Source organism: Pseudomonas muyukensis, from assembly GCF_019139535.1.
Taxonomy (GTDB): domain Bacteria; phylum Pseudomonadota; class Gammaproteobacteria; order Pseudomonadales; family Pseudomonadaceae; genus Aquipseudomonas; species Aquipseudomonas muyukensis.
Map to the genome: position 1 here is coordinate 468,534 of NZ_CP077073.1, position 20,778 is coordinate 489,311.

General features: G+C 65.2%; 17 protein-coding genes and 1 tRNA gene. 7 read left to right on the forward strand and 11 right to left on the reverse strand.

Annotated elements, in window-relative coordinates; translation table 11 throughout:
- Nucleotides 1-117: 117 nt before the first annotated feature.
- Nucleotides 118-1,107: a GGDEF domain-containing protein gene (locus KSS95_RS02185; protein WP_217851256.1), complete on the forward strand. Its 990-nt coding sequence runs from the start codon at nucleotides 118-120 to the stop codon at nucleotides 1,105-1,107.
- 29 nt (nucleotides 1,108-1,136) lie between these two features.
- Here the strand turns inward: KSS95_RS02185 and KSS95_RS24525 are convergent, their stop codons facing one another.
- The 6 genes from KSS95_RS24525 to KSS95_RS02215 all read right to left on the reverse strand — a co-directional run bounded on the left by KSS95_RS24525 (nucleotide 1,137) and on the right by KSS95_RS02215 (nucleotide 10,760).
- The gene (locus KSS95_RS24525; RefSeq protein ID WP_225935553.1) at nucleotides 1,137-1,904 is read right to left on the reverse strand and encodes a hypothetical protein; all 768 of its coding nucleotides are present in this window, start codon (nucleotides 1,902-1,904) and stop codon (nucleotides 1,137-1,139) included.
- 134 nt (nucleotides 1,905-2,038) lie between these two features.
- Entirely contained in the window at nucleotides 2,039-3,376 is a 1,338-nt protein-coding gene (locus KSS95_RS02195; protein WP_225935554.1) for a response regulator, read from the reverse strand.
- 135 nt (nucleotides 3,377-3,511) lie between these two features.
- Nucleotides 3,512-4,789, reverse strand: a complete 1,278-nt coding sequence (gene gabT, locus KSS95_RS02200; RefSeq protein WP_217851257.1) for a 4-aminobutyrate--2-oxoglutarate transaminase — start codon at nucleotides 4,787-4,789, stop codon at nucleotides 3,512-3,514.
- A gap of 182 nt (nucleotides 4,790-4,971) precedes the next feature.
- Nucleotides 4,972-6,414: an NADP-dependent succinate-semialdehyde dehydrogenase gene (gabD, locus tag KSS95_RS02205; RefSeq protein WP_023632033.1), complete on the reverse strand. Its 1,443-nt coding sequence runs from the start codon at nucleotides 6,412-6,414 to the stop codon at nucleotides 4,972-4,974.
- 282 nt (nucleotides 6,415-6,696) lie between these two features.
- The gene (locus KSS95_RS02210; protein ID WP_217851259.1) at nucleotides 6,697-8,370 is read right to left on the reverse strand and encodes an aryl-sulfate sulfotransferase; all 1,674 of its coding nucleotides are present in this window, start codon (nucleotides 8,368-8,370) and stop codon (nucleotides 6,697-6,699) included.
- A 17-nt stretch (nucleotides 8,371-8,387) separates the two neighbouring features.
- Nucleotides 8,388-10,760, reverse strand: a complete 2,373-nt coding sequence (locus KSS95_RS02215; protein WP_437179568.1) for a TonB-dependent receptor — start codon at nucleotides 10,758-10,760, stop codon at nucleotides 8,388-8,390.
- Between the two features lie 156 nt (nucleotides 10,761-10,916).
- Between KSS95_RS02215 and KSS95_RS02220 the strand changes: the two genes are divergently transcribed.
- Nucleotides 10,917-11,822, forward strand: coding sequence for a LysR family transcriptional regulator (locus KSS95_RS02220; protein WP_217851262.1), 906 nt, complete (start codon nucleotides 10,917-10,919; stop codon nucleotides 11,820-11,822).
- Between the two features lie 89 nt (nucleotides 11,823-11,911).
- Here KSS95_RS02220 and KSS95_RS02225 read toward each other — a convergent pair whose 3' ends face one another.
- Together KSS95_RS02225 and KSS95_RS02230 are read right to left on the reverse strand one after the other, a co-directional pair.
- Nucleotides 11,912-12,817: a TauD/TfdA dioxygenase family protein gene (locus KSS95_RS02225; RefSeq protein ID WP_217851264.1), complete on the reverse strand. Its 906-nt coding sequence runs from the start codon at nucleotides 12,815-12,817 to the stop codon at nucleotides 11,912-11,914.
- Between the two features lie 28 nt (nucleotides 12,818-12,845).
- Nucleotides 12,846-13,886, reverse strand: a complete 1,041-nt coding sequence (locus KSS95_RS02230) for an ABC transporter substrate-binding protein (RefSeq protein ID WP_217851266.1) — start codon at nucleotides 13,884-13,886, stop codon at nucleotides 12,846-12,848.
- 299 nt (nucleotides 13,887-14,185) lie between these two features.
- On the opposite strand from KSS95_RS02230, the gene KSS95_RS02235 reads away from it, so the two are divergent.
- From KSS95_RS02235 to KSS95_RS02255, 5 genes are all read left to right on the forward strand, one after another.
- Nucleotides 14,186-15,754 (forward strand): ABC transporter permease, encoded by a 1,569-nt coding sequence (locus tag KSS95_RS02235; protein WP_217851268.1) that lies wholly within the window; start codon nucleotides 14,186-14,188, stop codon nucleotides 15,752-15,754.
- Complete coding sequence (locus tag KSS95_RS02240) at nucleotides 15,751-16,614, forward strand: ABC transporter ATP-binding protein (protein WP_217851270.1); 864 nt, start codon at nucleotides 15,751-15,753, stop codon at nucleotides 16,612-16,614. The genes KSS95_RS02235 and KSS95_RS02240 overlap by 4 nt, the downstream gene beginning before the upstream one ends.
- A gap of 85 nt (nucleotides 16,615-16,699) precedes the next feature.
- Nucleotides 16,700-16,776: transfer RNA gene (locus tag KSS95_RS02245), tRNA-Arg, on the forward strand.
- 159 nt (nucleotides 16,777-16,935) lie between these two features.
- On the forward strand, nucleotides 16,936-18,666 hold the full coding sequence (locus tag KSS95_RS02250; RefSeq protein WP_217851272.1) for a dipeptidase: 1,731 nt from the start codon (nucleotides 16,936-16,938) through the stop codon (nucleotides 18,664-18,666).
- 141 nt (nucleotides 18,667-18,807) lie between these two features.
- The gene (locus tag KSS95_RS02255) at nucleotides 18,808-19,245 is read left to right on the forward strand and encodes a CBS domain-containing protein (protein WP_217851274.1); all 438 of its coding nucleotides are present in this window, start codon (nucleotides 18,808-18,810) and stop codon (nucleotides 19,243-19,245) included.
- A 6-nt stretch (nucleotides 19,246-19,251) separates the two neighbouring features.
- On the opposite strand, the gene KSS95_RS02260 is transcribed toward KSS95_RS02255, so the two are convergent.
- From KSS95_RS02260 to KSS95_RS02270, 3 genes are all read right to left on the reverse strand, one after another.
- The gene (locus KSS95_RS02260; protein WP_217851276.1) at nucleotides 19,252-19,890 is read right to left on the reverse strand and encodes an NADH:ubiquinone oxidoreductase subunit N; all 639 of its coding nucleotides are present in this window, start codon (nucleotides 19,888-19,890) and stop codon (nucleotides 19,252-19,254) included.
- A gap of 70 nt (nucleotides 19,891-19,960) precedes the next feature.
- Complete coding sequence (locus KSS95_RS02265) at nucleotides 19,961-20,203, reverse strand: DUF2789 domain-containing protein (RefSeq protein ID WP_217851278.1); 243 nt, start codon at nucleotides 20,201-20,203, stop codon at nucleotides 19,961-19,963.
- A 60-nt stretch (nucleotides 20,204-20,263) separates the two neighbouring features.
- Nucleotides 20,264-20,722 (reverse strand): aminoacyl-tRNA deacylase, encoded by a 459-nt coding sequence (locus KSS95_RS02270; protein WP_217851285.1) that lies wholly within the window; start codon nucleotides 20,720-20,722, stop codon nucleotides 20,264-20,266.
- Between the last annotated feature and the right edge of the window lie 56 nt (nucleotides 20,723-20,778).

Below are 20,778 nucleotides of genomic sequence, written 5' to 3' on the forward strand. Positions count from 1 at the left end.
CAACGGGGCATGCCCACCGGAACTTCCGCCCATTGATCCGACTCAAATTCGGCATATCGCCCGCGTGGCGGGCCGGTCCGTGGCCGCACGCCCATCGTCGAGAACCGTTCCGTGCTCATGGCCAAAGACCTCCCACCCACGCATGCGGGCCGTGCCCGACCCGAAGCCGCCCAGACCCTCCTCGCCTTGCTGCATGCCCAAGGCGAGGTGGCGCGCCTGAGCGAGCGCGAGCAGCTGTACAGCTCGCTGCTGGACAGCGTCAATGCCGTACTCTGGGCCTTCGATTGGGAAACCCGTCAGGTGCTCTATGTCAGCCCCGCCTACGAGCGCATTTTCGGCCGCCCCGCCAGCCTGGTGTTGGCCGATTACAACGAGTGGCGCGACGCCATTTACCCGGACGACCTGGAGTACGCCGAGCGCAGCCTGGCCCAGGTGCTGGTAAAAGGTACCGTCGAGGATCGTGAGTACCGCATCCTCAACGCTGCCGGTGAAGTGCGCTGGCTCAGCGACAAGTGCTACATCAACCAGCAGCGCGAAGGCGATCAACGGGTGATCATCGTTGGCATCGCCGAGGACATCACCGAAAAGAAGCAGCTCGAAGGCGAACTGCAACGCCTGGCCACCACCGACGTGCTCACCCAGAGCAGCAACCGTCGGCACTTTTTCGAGTGCGCCCAGCAAGCCTTCGACAGCGCGCGCGAGGACGGCACGCCGATGGCGTTCCTGCTGTTGGATATCGATGATTTCAAACAGATCAACGACAGCTATGGCCACCAGGAAGGCGACCAGGTGTTGCAGCGTATCGCCGACAGCGGCAAGGCCGTGCTACGGCGTGGCGACCTGTTCGGGCGCATCGGTGGCGAGGAGTTCGCCGCGGTGTTCCCAGGCTGTACCGCCCAAGTCGCCGAACAGATCGCCGAACGCTTGCAGCGGGAGATTCAACGCCTGAGCTTCAGTCATGGCGAACACACCTACGGGGTTACCGTGAGCCAAGGGCTGACCGGCCTAATGGATGAGGATGAAAGCCTGGATAGTCTGTTCGCCCGGGCGGACGCGGCGATGTACCGCGCCAAGCGCCAAGGCAAGAACCAGATCGTGAAAGGCTGATCGCGCCAAGCGCAAGCCATAGCTGCAGTTCACTGGGAGGCCCACTCGTAATCGATCGGGCCACTACGTGGCCCAGCCAGTATCCCTTCAGGCTCTTTTTCCCGCCCCTCCCTGAAACCGACTTCGAGAAAGTGTCGCTGCTGATCGGTGATTTCACCCGCCAAAGCGATAGCCTGAGCGGTGTAGCGCTTGATCAGAGCAGCCTTTCTGGCCTCTTTTGAATAGCTCATGTGCACCTCCGATATGTGGAAAGTAGGTTGCAGGCCCATGGCTGCAACAGGGATCGCGAGATTGCCGGCCCGATCACGAACGAAACCAAGCGACTGGTACAGGGGTTCGGCCCCCTGGTCCGGTTGCTGAACCTCGATTCGCGAGCACTTGAGCATCCGTGCATACTCCGCCACCGCCAGCAACGACAGTGTTGCCACCAGCCCCCTCAGTGGGTTCGCAGGCCCAGGCTTGCCCTCCAGCAGGATGATCTTGATACAACACCTGCTTTGCCGGGGGCTGGCGTAGCACAGGCCACAGAGCTCGCGGGCGGACCACAACGCCAAGTCGAAACCCCTACGATCACAATCCGTCCAATGCGGCAGCTCTTCCCAGGGGAATTGGTGTGCCTGCTCGCCCCATAGCTGGAAAGCTGCGACAGCCCTGTGCCCAATGGGTTCGAAGCCCACTTCCTCGACGTCAAACCCAGGCCTGGATACAGGCCCGGTGCGCAACGCTGCATGGGCAAGCTTTCGCGCGTTGGATCGATAGACCTGGTAACGCAGGCCGGGATAGTTATAGGCGCTCATCTGCAGCCTTCCTGCCATTCCGTTGGGGGAGTGGCTGGAAAACTACGCCTGAAGGGCTTCCCTGGATACGAACAACCGTCCGCAATACCTGTAGGACCGATCCCAAGCCTGATACGACCCCGCCGGCCGCCAGATCAGCCCTGGCGCGCGCCGTCCTCTGTCGGCTCGCCAGCGGCAGCCGGCGCCGCGCCCGGGCCGGCCTCCAGCTCGCGCTCGGCAGCTTCTGCGGCCTCACGCTCGGCCTGCTCCCGCGCCAGTGCCTCAGGGTCGACCTTGCGCAGCCGCGACAGCTCCGGCAGGCCAAGCTTGAGCAACCGCGCGGTCTTGCTGGCGGCCACCTTCTCCAGCCCCTGGCTGGGCTTGAGCGCGGCCAGCTGGCCTGCCAGGTTCATCGCCAGTATCTCGCGGGAATACACGCCACCACCCAGCTGGTACACCGCCGCGATCAGCTCGCGCAGGTTCAGCGGCAGACGCCAGCGGGTGCGCAACGCCGAGCCGAACGGCGCGCCGAATTCGTTGAGCGACAGCTGCACCTGGTCCTCGTCCAGCTCCCCACCTGCCAGGCGCCACTCCTGCAGCGTGCGCAACACGGCCAGGTCGCCCAGGCAATGCAGCAGCCCTGCGCAATAGCAGAGCGCCTCGTCGACCTCGAGCAGGCGCGCCAGGGTGCGGGCATATTCGGCGGTGTGCAGTGACAGGTTCCAGTAATGCGCGGCATGCCGGGCCAGCAGCGGGTCGCTAAGGCGCGCGCTGCGCTTGAGGGTCAGGCCGAGGATGAGGTTCATGCTCTGGGTGCTGCCGAGCTTGTTCAGCGCCTGCAGCAAGGTCTGCACTGGCGCCTCGCGGTGCAGCGCGGCGCTGTTGGCGGCGGCGATCAGCACACCGGTGATCTGCGGGTCGTTGCGCACCTCCTCCTCGAGCACCTTGAGGTTCAGCCCCTGGGGGTTGAGCGCGCGCTTGACCGCCACCTGCACGTCGGCGAACAGCGGGCCACCGTCGGCCGTGGCGCGACGCTGCTCGAGGTAGGCCGGCAATTGCACGCCGGGCTGCAGCGGCGGCACAGGGCAGGCGATCTGCTCGCCCACTGCCAGCAGCAGGTTTTCCAGGCGCTTGCGCAGGTTGCCCAGGTCGAGCGGCTTGCTCAGGTACGCCGTGGGCTGCAGCGGCACGGCCTCGCGCACGCTGGCGCTGTCGGTGCGGTCGCTCATGAGGATGAAGGGCAATCCAGGCCTGTCGCCCTTGGCGCGCACCTTGCGCAGCAGGTCGAGGCCATCGAGGCCGGCGAGTTCGCGGGCGGCGATGATCAGGTCAGGCTTGCTCGCCAGCGCGTTCAGCGCCTGCGAGCCATCGGCGCAAACCTGCAAGCGCGCATCGCAGCGCACGCTGAGCAGCATTTCGCTAAGCATGTCGCGTACCCAGGGGTCGCCCTCGGCAATCAGCACGCAAGGGGGTAGGGGGTCGGCAGCGCTCATGAGCGAGTCTCCAGAAAATGACGCGCGATCCATCGCAGCTTCCACGGATTCCTCGTACAACCTTAGCGCCTGATGCCTGCGAAGGGCACAAAAAAACCCGCCGAGGCGGGTTTTTTCTGCAGCGTGTCACATGTTTCAGGCCAGTTCGGCGAAGCACTCTTCGATGATGGCCAGGCCTTTGTCCAGCAGCGCGTCTTCGGCAGTCAGCGGCACCAGGATCCGCAGGACGTTGCCATAGGTGCCACAAGACAGCAGGATCAGGCCCTTGTCGCGCGCCTTCGCGACCACTTGGGCAACGGCGGCGGCGTTCGGGGTATGGCTGCCCTTCTCGAACACTTCCACCGCGATCATCGAGCCCAGACCACGGACGTCGCCGATGATCGGGTGCTTCTTCTGGATTTCACGCAGGCCGGTGGTCAGGCGCTCGCCGACCGCCTTGCTGCGGTCCAGCAGCTTCTCTTGCTCGAACACTTCGATCACGGCCAGGGCCGCGGCGCAAGCGATCGGCGAGCCGGCGTAGGTGCCACCCAGGCCACCTGGGGCGATGGCATCCATGTACTCGGCCTTGCCGCACACACCGGCCAGCGGGAAGCCGCCGGCGATGGACTTGGCGAAGGTGGTCAGGTCGGGCGCGACGCCCATCTGCTCCATGGCGAAGAAGGTACCGGTACGGCCAGCGCCGGTCTGTACTTCGTCGGCGATCAGCAGGATGCCGTGCTGGTCGCACAGTGCGCGCAGGCGCTGCATCAGTTCTTTCGGCGCCGGCAGGAAGCCGCCTTCGCCCTGGACTGGCTCGAGGATGATCGCGGCGATGTCGCGCGGCTCGGCGTCGTTCTTGAAGATACGCTCGACCGAGGCGATGGCGTCGTCGACGCTGATGCCGTGCAGTTCGCTCGGGAACAGGGCGCGGAAGATGCCGCCTGGCATCAGGCCCATGCCGGCGGAGTACGGCACGACCTTGCCGGTCAGGCCCAGGGTCATCATGGTGCGACCGTGGTAGCCGCCGGTGAAGGCGATCACGCCGGCACGGCCAGTGGCGGCACGGGCGATCTTCACGGCGTTCTCAACGGCTTCGGAGCCGGTGGTCACCAGCAGGGTCTTCTTGTCGAAGTTGCCTGGGACCAGCTTGTTGATCTTCTCGCACAGCTCGACGTAGGGCTCGTAGGCCAGCACCTGGAAGCAGGTGTGGCTGACCTTGGTCAGTTGCTCTTGCACCGCGGCAACCACTTTCGGGTGCAGGTGGCCGGTGTTGAGTACGGCGATGCCGCCGGCGAAGTCGATCAGTTCGCGGCCTTCAACGTCGATCACCGTCGAGTTCTTCGCGGTATCGACGAAGATCGGGTGAATTTGGCCAACACCACGCGGGACGGCGGCGACACGACGTTGCATCAAGGATTCGTTGGTCTTGCTCATAGTGCCCTCAATTGCGCCCATTCCAGGCGCTTTTATTCGGGGGTGGCTGGACGCATGCGCGCACAGTATTCGTTGATCGACTGCCACGAATGCCCTGGCCACCGGGTACCGCTATGTCAAAAAGGCCAGCGAGGCGTCGCTCTCGCGCCCCGCTGGCAGAGGTAAAACCGTTTACCTGGCGATCAGACGCTGATGCACAGGTATTTGATCTCGAGGTAGTCCTCGATACCGTACTTGGAACCTTCGCGGCCCAGGCCCGAGGCCTTGATGCCGCCGAACGGCGCGACTTCGTTGGAGATCAGGCCGGTGTTGATGCCGACCATGCCGTATTCCAGGGCTTCGGCGACACGGAACACGCGGCTCATGTCGCGGGCATAGAAGTACGACGCCAGGCCGAACTCGGTGTCGTTGGACATGGCGATGACTTCGGCCTCGTCCTTGAAGCGGAACAGCGGCGCCAGTGGGCCGAAGGTCTCTTCCTTGGCCACGGCAGCGGTCTTCGGCACGTCGACCAGGATGGTCGGCTCGAAGAAGTTGCCTTCGATCAGCTTGCCGCCGGACAGCACCTTGGCGCCCTTGGATACCGCGTCCTCGATGTGCTCCTGGACCTTGGCGACAGCCTTGCCGTCGATCAGCGGGCCAGTGGTGGTGCCTTCTTCCAGGCCGTTGCCGATCTTGAGCTTGGCCACAGCGGCCTTGAGCTTCTCGGCGAACGCGTCGTAGACGCCATCCTGCACGTAGATGCGGTTGGCGCAGACGCAGGTCTGGCCGTTGTTGCGGTACTTGGAGATGATCGCGCCCTCGACCGCCTTGTCCAGGTCGGCGTCGTCGAACACGATGAACGGCGCGTTGCCGCCCAGCTCCAGGGAAACCTTCTTGATGTCCTTGGCGCACTCTTCCATCAGCTGGCGACCAATTTCGGTCGAGCCGGTGAAGGACAGCTTGCGTACCAGCGAGTTGCCGGTCAGCTCGCTGCCGACTTCGCCGGCGCTGCCGGTGATCACGCTGAGCACGCCAGCCGGGATCCCGGCGCGGGTCGCCAGTTCGACCAGGGCCAGGGCGGAGTACGGGGTCTGCGAAGCAGGCTTGAGCACCATGGTGCAACCGGCGGCCAGGGCCGGGCCGGCTTTACGGGTGATCATCGCGGCCGGGAAGTTCCATGGGGTGATGGCGGCGGTAACGCCGATCGGCTGCTTGATGACGATCAGGCGCTTGTCTGGCTGGTGGCCCGGAATGACGTCGCCGTAGACGCGCTTGGCTTCCTCGGCGAACCACTCGATGAACGAGGCGGCGTAGGCGATTTCGCCCTTGGCTTCGGCCAGTGGCTTGCCTTGCTCGGTGGTCATCAGGCGGGCCAGGTCGTCCTGGTGCTCGATCATCAGCTCGAACCAGCGGCGCAGCTTGCCGGCACGCTCCTTGGCGGTCAGTGCGCGCCAGGCCGGCAGGGCCTTGTCGGCGGCCTCGATGGCGCGGCGGGTCTCGGCGGCGCCCATCTTCGGCACGCTGCCGATCACTTCACCGGTGGCCGGGTTGGTCACCTTGATGGTCTGGCCGCTGTCCGCATCCAGCCACTCACCATTGATGAAGGCTTGCTGGCGGAACAACTGAGCGTCTTTGAGCTGCATGTCGGCTTCCCTTAACTGCGAATTTTGATTGTTGAAAAGGCGCCCCCTAAAGGGGGGCGGCCGTCAGGAATTCGTGCACCAGGGTGTTCGACGCCTGGGTGCCGAGCGTTTGAAATCTCAAACGGAATGCTAAGCGGGCGCTAGGGTGTTGGACAATAGGCTGTTCGAAAAAAAGAACGAGTGGTCGGAATTCAGATCAGTGGAAATGCATCGCGGGGCAAGTCGCATGGGCGCTGCGCCGCTGCGACTTGCCCCGCGATAGGGCCCTGGAAGGTTAGTCCATCAGAACGCCTTGTCGAGGTCGATCACCAGCGCCCGGTAGCCCACGCTGCCTGGCTGGCGACTGTGCACTTTCAGCTCCACCGCCACCTCCTGGGTGCCCCGGCGCACCTCATTGAGCACGGTGGTGGTGAGTTTCTCGGGCGTCAGGAAGTTCACCGAAGCCGAATAGATGAACTGGGTGTCGGTATCTGCCCGGTAGGCCACCACCGAGGTGATCGGGCTGTACCACTCATCCCCGCGCTCCTTGCCGTACTGCCACACCTGCTCGACCGTGCCCTTGGCCTCGTCGACCTTGTACTCCACCGCCCGGCTGTAGTTGCCGCTCAGCTTGGTCGGCCCGAAGTCACGGCCCCAGCCATTGTCGAACACGGTCAAGGTACCGCGCCCGGTCAGCCAGGCGGTGTGCTGGGTCCATGACCACTCGAAGCCCTCGCCCACCGGCTTGAGCACCTTGTCCTGAAGATGCGCCGGCCAGCCTTGGGGCGCGGCGAGAATCCACTTCACCTGCTTGTCGCGAGCGATCTTCACCACCCCCTGGTGGCGGGCTGAAACGATGATGCTGTCGTCATCGGCATCGTAGTCGATGGCATTGACATGGGCCCAGTTGCGCCCGGTGCCGACGCCCGGCGTGTCGCCGAATGGCAGGTCGCCCTCGGCCAGCTCGTTGGCCAGGCGCTCGTCCTGCTTGGGTAGCCCGGCCGGCAGTTGGATGGCCGCCTTGCCCAAGGTCTCCAGCAGGTCGCCACGATAGGGGTCGAGGATCTGGTTCAAGTCCCAGAAGTCCAACACGTCGCCGGCTTCGTCGACCTCGATGACATGGTCGCGGATCGAGCGCACGCGCTTGCCGTCCGGGCGGCGGTAGTCGCTGGTGCCGACCCGCAGCAGGTAGGTGCCGTTGACGGTTTCGCGGATCTCGTGGGAGAAGTCGGCGAACTTGTCCGGTAGGTTGCGCTGCCACACCTGCCGGCCCAGCAGGTCGTACTTCGAATAGGTCTGGCCCTGGCCCCAGATCAGCTTGCCGTCACGGGTCTGGTGGAAACCCATGGTCCCGCCCAGGCCGTCGCGACGGTTGGAATCGTGAATCTGCTCGATGTCCAGGTACCAGCGCACGTCGCCATTGCTGTCGGCGATCCAGTTGTTGCCCACCTGGTCCCACTCGGCGGCGCCGCCCAGGCCGTTCCACTTGAAGGCCCGCCCACCGGGGATCTCGCCGAGCAGGTGGTTGAACAGGTACAGGCGCTGTTCGAAGCCCGGCGCTACCTTGACCGGCTCGACACGGGGCAGCGCGGCGGTCTGCCTGGCCACCACCGGCAGGCGCACGGCCGGGGCGTAGATCTGGTAGTGCTCACGGATACGCTCGCCGTCGAGCTTGTAGCTCACCTCGACCTGGTTGACATGATCCGGGTACAGGCCGAATACCGGGATGCCGCCGTAGGTCCACAGCGCGCGGTCGGACACCTGGTAAGCGATGTCGACGCCGCGCTCGCCACGGCCCAGCACGCGCACATGGGCGGCACCCAGGGCACGCCCACCGTCGCGGATGATCGCCGTCAGCGGCGCCAGGCGGTAGGGGTTGACCACCACGTCGCCGAGCAAGGCTTCATCGCGGTCGGGCACCTTGGCAGTCAGGCAGGCGCCCTCAGGCAGGTCATGGGGTTGGGTCTTGGCATTCATGGCAAAGCTCCTTGTGCTCAGAAGTCGTAACGGGCGGTGGCGCCCAGGGTGCGCGGAGTCCCCAGCACCCCGGCATAACCGCCGTTGGCGGAGTTCCACAGGCTGGTGAAGTAGGTCTTGTCGCCGGCGTTCTTCAGCCACAGCGACAGGTCGAGCACGCCGTCGCCCTGGTCCAGGCGCACGCCGGTGGACAGGTTGACGATGGCGTAGCTGGGGATCTGCCCGTAGTCGGAGTCGTCGATGGTGCCCACGGCCTTGGAACGGAAGGCGTAGCTGGCCGTGACGTAGGGCTCGATGCGATCGCTCAACTGCCACTTGTACTGGCCGTTGAGGTTGGCGATGTACTTGGAGGCGCCCACCACCTGGTGGCCAGACAGGTCGCAGGTGGCGGCGGCGTTGGCCAGGCTGATTTCCGGCGGGCACGGCGCGTCGTCGTACTTGGTGTAGCGCACGTCGTTCCACGAGCCGTTGAAGTTCAGCGTCAGCCCGCGCAGCGGCGCTGCCGTGGCCTCGAACTCCAGGCCGCGGGAGCGCACGCTGCCGGCGTTGGCCAGGTACTGCACGCGGTTGACCTGGTCGTAGACGTTGGCCTGGTAGCCGTGCACCTCGGTCCAGAACAGGTTGCTGTTCAGTTGCAGGCGGTTGTCGAACCAACTGCTCTTGATGCCGAGTTCGGCGTTGTTGGCGCGCTCGGTGCCCACCAGCAGCGAATCGGTGCCCAGCCGTGGCGCGGCGCCGACGGTGAGGTTGACGCCGCCGGACTTCTCGCCGTGGGACAGGCTGGCGTAGCCCAGCAGATCATCGCTGAAGCGGTAGCTCAGGCTCAGCAGCCCGGATGGCGCGAAGCTGTACTGGTTGAGGTCGCCCGAATCGTAGGCGCCCACCCGGCCCTGGCGAGCGGTCGCGGCCGCGCCGCTGACCGGCGCGCCACCGGCCGGCGCGTCGCGGGTCACCCAGGCGCTCTTCTCTTCATAGGTGCCGCGCACCCCGGCGGTGAAGTCCAGGCGCTCGGTAAGGTGCCAGGTGCCCTGGGCGAACAGCGCGTAGCTGTCGGTATCGATATGGCCATTGCCGATCGTGGTGACGTTCGCCAGGGCGCCGGCCGGCGTGAGGTTCCAGATATCAGCCTGCGGGCCGTTGTAGGTGAACGACTTGTTGTCCAGGTCCTGCTTGAAGTAATAGGCGCCGAGCACGTAGTCGAAGAAACCACCAGTGGGCGAGGCCAGGCGGATTTCCTGGGAATACTGCTTGTCGCGCACCGAAACACCGGCGTTGTAGAACACCGGCACATTGAGGCCGTCGTCGTTGCGCGGGGTGAAGTCCCACCAGCGGTAGGCGCTGATCGAGGTAAGGGTGAAGTCGTTGGGCAGGGTCCAGTTGGCCTCCACCGAGGTGCCGCCCTGGAACACCTTGACCATCTGGTCGGAATCGAAATTGACCTTGCGGTCCTTGCCCGACACCAGCGTGGCACCGGCCTGGCGCGCCAGGCTTTCATAGCGGTTGACGCCGTTGAGGGTCGGCCCGGTGCTGTACAGGCTGAGGATGCCGTTGTCGGAATTTTCTTCGTTGTATTCGCCAATCCAGCGCAGGTTGAAGGTTTCGCTGGGCTTGAACAGCAGCTGGGTACGCAAACCCTGGCGCTTGCCACCGTTGAGGTCATGGCCGTTGTAGACGTTCTTCACATAGCCGTCGTCCTCGGTGTGGTAGGCGCTGATGCGCCCGGCCAGGGTATCGGTCAGAGGGCCGGAGAAGCTGCCCTGGGTCTGCCAGTAACCGTCCTCGCCCAGTGACGACTGCACGCTGCCCTCGCGCTGGAAGGTGGGCTTGCGCGTGGTGATGTTGAGCACCCCGGCGGTGGTGTTCTTGCCGAACAGCGTGCCCTGCGGGCCGCGCAACACCTCCAGCTGCTCGACGTCGAGCAGGTCGAACACCGCCATGCCCGGCCGCCCCAGGTAGACGTTGTCCAGGTACACGCCGACGCTGCCTTCCAGGCCATCGCTGGCCGGGTTGTTGCCCAGGCCACGGATCGAAATGCTCGACTGGCGGGCATGCACATACGAGACGTTGGTGCTCGGCACCAGTTGCTGCAGGTCCTGCACCCGATAGATTCGCTGGGTTTCCAGGGTTTCGCTGCTCAGCACGCTGATTGGCGTGGGCACGCTCTGCGCGCTCTCTTCACGGCGCCGGGCATTGACGGTGACGGTGCCAAGCTGGGTGTCCTGGGCGACCACCGGTGCGGCGCTGGCCGCTTGCTCGGCGAAGCTGCTGCCGGCGGCGGCCAGCAGCACCCCGGCCGCCAGGGGTTGCAAAGCGATCGCCGACGCGCGCGCCGGCCAACGGGAAAGTCGGGACATGCAAATGCTCCTTGAGGCATGGGCCCAGGCGAGCATTTCCGTTGGCGGAACCGAATCGCGGTCAGGCGGGCTTATATTCTTTTAAGAGATATAAATATTTGTAATTCATATTTTGTGGAATAAGTGACTCCCTTTATAAGGTTCCCAACCCTTCCCAGCAATTGCATTCCACCGAAAGTTTCCATGTAGACAATGCATATCGACCTGCGCCAACTCCGTCACTTCATCGCCCTTGTCGAACACCGCAGTTTCGTCGGCGCGGCAGCGGCGGTGAACCTCTCGCAATCGGCCTTCAGCCGCAGCATCCAGACGCTGGAACACAACGTCGGCTGCCGCCTGGTCGACCGCGCCAGCAAGGAGCTGGCGCCGACCCGCCAGGGCTTGCTGGTGCTGGAGCATTCGCGGCGGCTGGTGCATGGCGCGCACAACCTGGTCAACGAGATCAACCAGTTCAACGGCGCCACTACCGGGGTGGTGCGCTTCGGCTCGGGGCCGGCGCCGGCCGGTGGCCTGGTGCCCCGGGCCGTGGCCCGCTTCGTCGCCGAGTACCCGGCGGCGCGCACCTGCTTCCAGGTGGATAACTGGCAGGCGCTGAACCGCCGCCTGATGGCCGAGGAGATCGAGTTCTTCGTCGCCGATACCCGTCAGTTCGAGGCCGACCCGGACTACCAGGTGCACAAGCTGGCGCCGCAGCGCTGGCACTTCTGCTGCCGGGCCGGGCATCCACTGGCCGAGCTTGCCGAGGTGCGTGCGCGGGACCTGTTCAGCTATCCGCTGGCGACCACCTTCCGCCCGCCGAACATCCGCAAGATCCTTAGCGACCTCAGTGGGCGGCAAGACTTCCTGCCCAGTGTCGAGTGCGAGCATGGCTATGCACTGCTCAACGTGGTGCTGCACTCGGACACCATCGGCATCGCCTGTAGCGCCAACCTGCGACCCTACGACGGGCTGGTCGCGCTGAAGCTGGTGGACCTGGCGCCGGAGCAGGAAGAGGCGTTCTATACCCGCTATGGGGTGGTGAGCCGGGTGGGGTATGGCTTGTCGGCGTTGGCGCGGGGGTTGGTGAAGCAGCTGATTGCCTGTGATAGCGAGTTGTAGCGGACAGGGGCCGCTCCCACAGGGGAACAAGATCTCCTGGTAGGAGCGGCCTGGTGTCGCGAAAGGGCCGCAAAGCAGCCCCAGCAATCTCAGCCCTTGCGCGTGGTCCGACTCAGTTGCCCATCCACCCCCACCGGCACCTCGCCGGCCAGGGTCACCCGGCGCACGATGCGCGGCTGGGTGCCGTAGTCGTCCACTGCGTAATGCTGGGTCGCGCGGTTGTCCCAGATCGCCACGTCGCCGGCCTGCCAGCGCCAGCGCACGGTGTTCTCCAACCGCGTCACGTGCCCCTGCAGCAGCGCGAACAGGTGCTGCGAGTCGGCCAGCGAATAGCCCTTGATGCGCTTGACGAAATGCCCCAGCTGCAACGTCCGCTCGCCGCTGATCGGGTGCACGCGCACCACCGGGTGCTCGGTTTCGTACACGGTGGAGGTGAACACCTTGCGGTAGCGCTCGAGCTTGGCCGGGTCGACGTCGGGCTTGACGCTGGCGTAGTCGTATTCGTTGCTGTGCACCGCCCACAGCTGATCGGCCAAGGCGCGCAATGGCTCGGGCAACTCCTGGTAGGCCGCGGCGGTGTTGGCCCACACCGTGTCGCCGCCGGCGGCTGGCGCCAGCACGCTACGCAGGATCGAGGCCTTGGGGTAGGCATCGACGAAGGTCACGTCGGTATGCCAGGAGTTGGCCCGCTGGCCTTCGGCGCCGTCCAGTTGCAGTAGGTAGCTGGTGCCGTCCACCACCGGCACGGTGGGGTGGGCGATGGGCTCGCCGAGCAGTTGGGCGAAGGCTTCCTGGCCCACGTCGTCCAGGTGGGTCTGGGCGCGGAAGAAGATCACCTTGTGCCGCACCAGCGCCGCCTGGATGGCGTCGACAGTGGCCGGGTCGAGGTCGGCGGACAGCTTGATGCCACGAATCTCGGCGCCAATGCGCCCGGCAACGGGGTGGATGTCGAGTTCGAGAGGTTGCGGCGCGGTGGCCAGTGCGGCGTTGCTCATGGTCGTGGTCCTCAGGGTTGTTGTCGGGTCAGCGGGCGGCCTGGATGGCCTGGCCCTGTTGCAGGGCAGCATCGAGAAAACGCGGCTCGATCCAGTCGGCGACCTGGAAGCCGCGGCGGATCAGGCGCTCCTTGGCGGCCAGGTCGACGCCCTGTTGCAGCAGGGCGACGAAGCCTGGGTCCAGACGAGGGTCGAAGTAGTCGGCAAGGTTCTCCTGGGCCAGGTCATCGCGCAGGATCGCCGCCGGCCAATTGGCACTGTTGGCCACCAGCGCGACATAGGCGTCGCGGTTGTGTTCGTCACGCAGCCACTTCACCGCCTGCTGCTGGGCGTTGACCAGGCGTTGGGTGAGGTCCGGGTGCTGGCGAATGAATGCACCGGTCCCCAACAACACTGCCTGGGTACTGCCCGCGCCCTTGAGGTCGCGGGAGTTGACCGGCAGCTCGACCAGGCCGCGCTCGCGCAGCGACAGCAGGTTCGACAGGCCCCAGGTGGCATCGATCTGCTTGGCCGCCAGTGCGGCATTGGCGGCGTTGAAGTCCAGGTTGATGACTTTCAGTTCTCGCTCGCTCAGCCCCTGGCTGGCCAGGGCGCTGGCGAACGACAGCTGGTTGGCGGTGCCGCGGAATACCGCCACACGCTTGCCCTTGAGGTCCTGCAGGCTGTGGATGCCCGAGCCCGGCACCACCCCGAGGTAGCTCTTCACCCCGCGCACCCCGGCGGATAGCACGCGGGTGTCCAGGCCGTTGGCCTTGCCGATGATCGCCGCCAGGTCGCCCAGGTAGGCGAAATCCGCCTGGCCGTTGGCCAGGGCTTCGTTGACCACCGGCCCCGCGCCCTTGAAGAAGCGCCAGTCGATGCGGATGCCGTCCTTGGCGAATTCTTTTTCCAGCAGTTGCTGGTCGCGCAGCACATCCACCACGCCGCCGGCGGCCGGCTTGCTGCCGGCGCTGAGGTCCGGCACGGCAATGCGGATAACGTCGGGCTGGGCGGCATCGGCAACTGCTGGCAGGGCACCCAGCAGGCCGACGAACAAGGGGGTGAGCAAGTGGCGCAAGACGGTTCTCATGGCAAGGCTCCTTGGCAGGCTGCCACCGGCGATGGCCGGCGCTTTGGCCAGAAGCTAGGCCGCTCGGGTTAGAACCTGCAAAGATCAAAACTTCATTTTTTAGTAACCAGAAGACATAAACGAGACCCCATGCGGCTCGCCGAGGGGCTTGCGGGAAACGCATGGAAAATATGAGGAAAACGCAATGGAACGGGGGTGTTCGCCAGGAACCGAGCCGTGCTCTTATCCCTTGATGGATATTTATTTAGTTTTTTAATTCCTTAAATGAATAAACAAGGAAGGGTTTGCGAGGTGGACCTATGAGTGAAGTTCTCGGGGGCAATGTCGCGCGGCTTCGCTCGCTGACACAGGCCCGCTCCCAAGCCTTGCCCTGGTTAGTGCCTGCACTGGTACTGGCGCTCTGGGCGGTGGCCAGCCACGAGCACTGGATGAGCGAGCAGATCCTCCCGACGCCGGGGCTGGTCTGGCAGAGCGCGCTGGAGTTCGGCTCCGGCGAGCTGTGGGGGCACCTGTGGATAAGTCTGCAGCGCCTGTTCTGGGGGCTGCTGGCCGGCATCACCAGCGGTCTGCTGCTGGGCAGCTGGCTGGGCAGCTCACGGCGTGCGCAAACCTGGGTGCTGCCAACCTTCGTGGCCCTGGCGCAGATCCCCACCCTGGCCTGGATTCCGTTGTTCATGCTGTTCTTCGGCATCGGCGAGCTGCTCAAGCTGGTGGTGCTGGTCAAGGCGGTGGTGGTGCCGGTCACCCTGCACACTCTGGTCGGCGTGCGCGATGCCCAGCCCAAGCTGCGCGAAGCCGCCACCACCCTGCGCCTGCCGCCGCACCTGCTGTTTCTGCGGCTGCTGCTGCCGGCCGCGCTGCCAGCCTTCCTCGCTGGCGTGCGCCTGGCCCTGGCGACTGGCTGGACCTCCCTGCTGGCCGTTGAATTGCTGGCCTCCAGCGAAGGCATCGGCTACCTGATGGTCTGGGGCCGACAGTTGTTCATGCTCGACCTGGTGTTCCTCTGCATCCTGTTGATTGGCCTGGTCGGCGCCTTGCTGGACCGTGGTTTCTCGCGAGTGGAACACCGCTTGCTGTACTGGCCACAGCCAGCCACCGGCGAGCAGGTGCGCGGGCCCACGCCGCGCGGCTGGCAAAGCCTGCTGCTGCCTGCGGCGCTGCTGGGCCTGTGGCAGGCCAGCAGCAGTTTCGCCTGGGTCGACGGCAATATCCTCACCTCACCGCTGGAGGTACTGCGCAGCCTGCAAGCCGGCGTGCTGGACGGCTCGCTGCCCGAAGCGCTGCGCCTGAGCCTGCAACGTACCCTGGCCGGCCTGCTGCTGGGCGGCGGCGCCGGCTTGGCCCTCGGCCTGCTGCTGGGGCTTTGCCAAACTGCCGAGCGGCTGCTCGGCCCCAGCCTGTCGGCACTGCGCCAGGTGGCGTTGTTCGCCTGGGTGCCGCTGCTCACCGCCTGGTTCGGCCTGGGCGAAGGCGCCAAGCTGGTGTTCGTCGGCTTGGCGGCGTTCTTCCCGTTGCTGATCGCCACCCAGCGCGGCATCGCCAGCCTGTCGCCGCAGTTGGCCGAGGCGGCGCAAACGCTGCGCCTTGGCCTGGTACAGCGCCTGCGCCTGCTGGTGTTGCCCGGTGCCGCCCCCGCGATCTTCGCCGGTGCCCGGCTGTCGCTGATCTACGCCTGGCTCGGCACCATCGGCGCCGAGTACTTCATGCCCTCGGACGGTGGCATCGCCAGCCTGATGATCGGCGCCCAACAGTTGTTCCGCATGGACCAGGTGATGGCCGCCATGGTCCTGATCGGCCTGGTCGGCGCCCTGCTCGGCCACCTCGGCCAATCCCTCGAATCACGCGCCACGCGCTGGAGAACCGCATGAACGCCTTCATTACCCCGGCCCTGCACGCGGCCAACCAGGCCGACGCCACGCCACCGCTGGTCAGCTTCGAGCGGGTCGGCAAGACCTTCAGCGTCGACGGCCAGCCGTTCGAGGCCATTCGCGACTTCGACCTGTCGATCAACGAGGGCGAGTTCATCGCCATCGTCGGCTCTTCCGGCTGCGGCAAGTCCACCCTGCTGCGCCTGCTGGTGGGGCTGGACAGTGACTACAGTGGCAGTATCCAGGTCGACGGGCAGCCCGTGCGCGGCATTGGCGGCGAGCGCGGCATCGTGTTCCAGGAACACCGTCTGTTCCCCTGGCTGAACGTGGAACAGAACATTGGCCTGGGCCTGGTGAACGAGCACCTGACCCAGGGCGAGCGCGCCCGGCGCGTGCATGAGTTCGTGCAGTTGGTGGGCCTGGTCGGTTTCGAGTCGGCCTATCCGCACCAGCTGTCCGGCGGCATGGCGCAACGGGTGGCAATCGCCCGCGGGCTGGTGGCCAGCCCACGGATCCTGCTGCTGGACGAGCCCTTTGGCGCCCTCGACGCCCTGACCCGCCAGCAGTTGCAGGATGAGCTGCTGGCGATTCGCAAGCGCTCGGGCATTACCATCCTGCTGGTCACCCACGACGCCGAGGAAGCGACCTACCTGGCCGACCGGGTGGTGGTGCTGGAACCGCGACCAGGGCGAATCAAGGCGGTGGTGGAGATCGAGTTGCCACATCCGCGCCAACGCACCGGGGTGGCACTGCATGGATTGCGCGAGAAAGTGCTGCACCAGATCACCGGCGCCGAGGGTTACTTGAAGCCCGCCGTGCAGCGCATGGAGGGCTTGCGACCGGAACTGATCGCCCTGTGAGCAGGCGGCCCGCGCCCCTGGGAAAAACATCCGCAGATCAAGACCATGGACGCCACCGATACACATGGGTATCATGCGGCCCGTTGCACTCGTAGCTCAGCTGGATAGAGTACTGCCCTCCGAAGGCAGGGGTCGTGGGTTCGAATCCCGCCGAGTGCGCCATCTTCAAGAAGCCCTGGGGCATTGCCCCGGGGCTTTTTCGTTTGTGCGTGACTGCACAGTGCCACCTCTCCCGCGAGAGGGGTCATTGGTGTTAGCGTGGGCACTTCCCGTTTGCGTAAACGGGCACCCTCCCACACTTGCAAAGGAATGCGCACGCCCATGCCATTTACCAAGTTCTCCGCCGCCTCCGTGCTGCTGGCCAGCGCGGCCATGTTCGCGATCCCGGCCCAGGCCAACCTCACCCAGCAACAGTCCGCCGCCATCATCAAGGCCTACGACGGCAGCAACCCGGCCGACTTCAAGCAGTTCCTCGGCAAGCTGGCCGGCAGCGACCTGGCCAAGGCCGACAAGCTCGACGCGACCCTCAAGGCCTACCTGGCCGGCAAGCCGCTGAGCGCCGAGCAGCAGGACGAGATCAACCGCCTGCTGGGCCTGTACACCCGCATCAAGTACGCCAAGGCCGCCACCGAGACCCTGCGTGAACTGGTGGCGATCCCCACCGTGCGCAAGGAGGGCGTGCCGCAGCACGAGAACCCGGAATTCCTCAAGATCGCCGACAAGATCAAGGCCCTGGCCGAGGGCTTCGGCCTGCAGTTTCGCAACATCGACAACCGCGTCTACGAGATCACCCTGGGCGAAGGCAAGGAAGTGATCGGCATCCATGCCCACGCCGACGTGGTGCCGGTCAATCCGGACAACTGGAAGCTCAAGGACGGCACCAAGCTCGACCCGTTCAAGGTCACCCTGGTGGGCGATCGCATGTACGGCCGCGGCACCGAGGACGACAAGAACGGCATCGTCGTCGCGCTGTACGCGCTGAAAGTGGCCAAGGACGAGAAGCTGCCCCTGGCCCGCCAGTTCAAGCTGCTGGTGGACACCACCGAGGAAACCACCGGCGACGCCATCCCCTACTACTTCGAACGCAACGCCACCCCCGACTACAACCTGGCGCTGGACGGCGGCTACCCGGTGGTGATCGCCGAGAAGGGCTACGGCACCGTCATGGCCACCTTCACCAAACGTGCTGGCACGGGCCAAGGTGCCGAGGTGGTGGGCCTGACCGGTGGCCTGGCCACCAACCAGATCCCCGGCAGCTCGGTGGCGACCTTGCTTGGCGACAAGCCGGCAGAACTGGCCAAGGCCCTGGAAAAAGCCGGCGCCGGGTACGTCAAGCAGCACGGTGGCGACTTCAGCATCGACGCCAAGGCCGAGGGCAAGCAGGTGCTGCTGACCGTCACCGGCGTGTCGGCGCACTCCTCCGAGCCGGAGTCCGGGGTCAACCCGGTGGCGCGCATGCTCGATTTCCTCAATGGCGTGCAAAAGCAGGTACCGCTCAAGCACAACCACATCACCGACGCGGCCCGCTACGCGGCCGACAACTGGGGGCTGGACTACCTGGGCAACACCCTTGGCGTCGGCTTCAAGGATGACTTCATGGGCCCGCTGACCACCTCGCTGACCTTTGTCGGCCTGGATGACAAGGCCCTCAAGCTGGCGGTGAACCTGCGCATTCCCAAGGGCAAGCCGCTGGAAACCCTCAAGACCGAGATCTCCGACAAGCTCGGTGCCTGGGCGCGCAACAGCCACACCTCGGTGGCCTTCGACTACAGCCTCGACGAGCCGATGTACCGCAACCCGGAAGGCGAGTGGGTCAAGGCGCTGCTGGCGGTGGCCAGCGAGAACCTGGGCATGAAGCACGAGTTCGGCACCTCAGCCGGCGCCACCTCGGTACATGACCTGCCCAATGGCGTGCAGTTCGGCCTGGCCATGCCGGATGTGAAGTACACCGGGCACAACGACAACGAGTTCAAGACCGTGGAGCAGTTCATGCTCGACCTGCAGGTGGTCAGCGAGATGGTCGCGCGCCTGGGGCAGATGCCGAAACTCTGAAATCCGGGGGCCGCTTGACGGCCCCTCACCCCATGACGTTTTTCAATCACCTCGATGCCGTTTCCGGCATTGCCGTGCAGAGCGCCGTGCCGGATGCTTTATTTACTCCGACACGTCGCGTTTCCACCCACCGAGGCCCGTATGAAGAACGTCGAGCAAATCCTCAAAGCCAAAGCCCAGCACCACAGCGTCTACACCATCGGCCCTGACGACTCGGTGCTCGATGCCCTGAAGCTGCTGGCGGAGAAGAACGTCGGCGCGTTGCCGGTGGTGGAGAACGACCAGGTGGTGGGGATCGTCAGCGAACGCGACTACGCCCGCAAGCTGGTGCTCAAGGGGCGCTCATCGCCGTTCACCAAGGTGCACGAGATCATGAGCGCACCGGTGATTACAGTGGAACCCAAGCAGAACCTCGAGTACTGCATGAACCTGATGACCAACCGTCACCTGCGCCACCTGCCGGTAGTGGATAACGGCGAACTCCTCGGGCTGCTGTCGATCGGCGACCTGGTCAAGGAAACCATCGCCGAACAAGCCAACCTGATCCTGCAGCTGGAACAGTACATCCGCGGTGAATGACCCTGCTCAGTGATAGGCGCGTTCCAGCTCGTCCAGCTGATGGTCGAAGCTGCGCAGGCGCGCCGACCAGGTGTACACCAGCACTTCCAGGTCGCGATTGAGCACGGCGGTATTGCCGCCGTCGCGCGCGGGCGCGTCGCACAGGTCGAGTTGATAGCGTTCACGGGCCATGGCCGTGGCCACGCTGGACAGGTCGCGGGCGTTGGCCAGCCAGTGATGATGGTGGTCGTGGATTTCCCGGTCGAGCTCGCGACACTGACGCTTGAGGGCGTCCAGGCTCTGCTCCAGGGGCGTGCCCTTGAGTTCGCCCATCACCTCTTCGAAGGTGCGCCCGGAGTGCCAGTAACTGCCCCAGAAGTAGCGGTCGAACACCGTCTCGACCCGGCGCAGGGCAACCTTGGTGTTCCAGATGGTCAGCAACGTTCGCCCCTGGGCCACTTCCCGCCGGTTCAGGTGCAGTTGCTGCCAGGCGATCCAGGCCAGGCCGCAGAGCGCCACCGCCCCGGTCACGGCGGCGGCGGCGTAGAGAAACTGCACGGCGTGATTCATCGTGTGGGTGTGCCGGATACCGTAGAAGTAGCCGGCGCTCAGTGTGCCCAGGATCGTCACGGTGCACCAGAAGCCTGGTGCGTAGGGATCTTTCATTGCGCCATCCCCTGTTGTTTTCCCTGAGCATAGCAACGCCCCGATCACCCATCAGGTGCCGCTCGGCGCTTTATTTGCGGGGGCGACGCAAGGCTTCGTTGAGTTGATCGAACAGCTCGGCCCAGTCGGCATCCTCGAGGATGCTGTCCTTGAGGAACGAACGCTGGGCCTCGTTCCAGAATGGTGCATCCACCAGCTTCACATCGCCCTTGAGCGGGGAATGGCTGGTGATGAACTGATCGATGCCCTGGGCATCGTCCGCCAGGCCCAGTTGCTTGAACAGTTCGGAAAACTTGTGGATCGGCGCTTCCATGATTCACTCCTTTGGCCGGGCTGATCGTCCACGACGCCAGCCCGGCGTTGGTTGCGAGCATCAGCTCAATTCGCGCACTTCGGCGTGCGGCACCAGCTTCAAGTATTGCTCCATGCTCATGTGGATAAGGTGATCGTGGTCACCCGCCTCGAAATAGACATCGCCCTGGCGGGTAAGACTCCGGTCGAGCAGCATCGGAATATCATAGGCGCTGCCCAGCGCCGGGATAGCCCCGCGCTCGCAGTCGCCGAACAGGCTTGGCAACGCACTTTCGCGGGTCAGTTGCCAGGCGCCGGTCATGCGCACCTCGGTCATGTCCAGGTGCCGGTTGGCGGGCAGCACGGCCATGATGTAGTTGCCATGGCGGTCGTCGAGCATCACCGACTTGGCGACCCGCCCGGCAGGTACCCCGGCCGTGCGCGCCGACTCAAGGCTGGTGGCCGAGTGGGGATGGGGAATGATGTCGTAGTCGCAGTTGGCCTGGTCCAGGCGCTGCTGCAGGGTCTTGGCCATTCGCATGTTGCACCTCCGGTTTAGCCCCCACCCTGAAGTTTAGGCCGTGCCCCGGCAGGCAC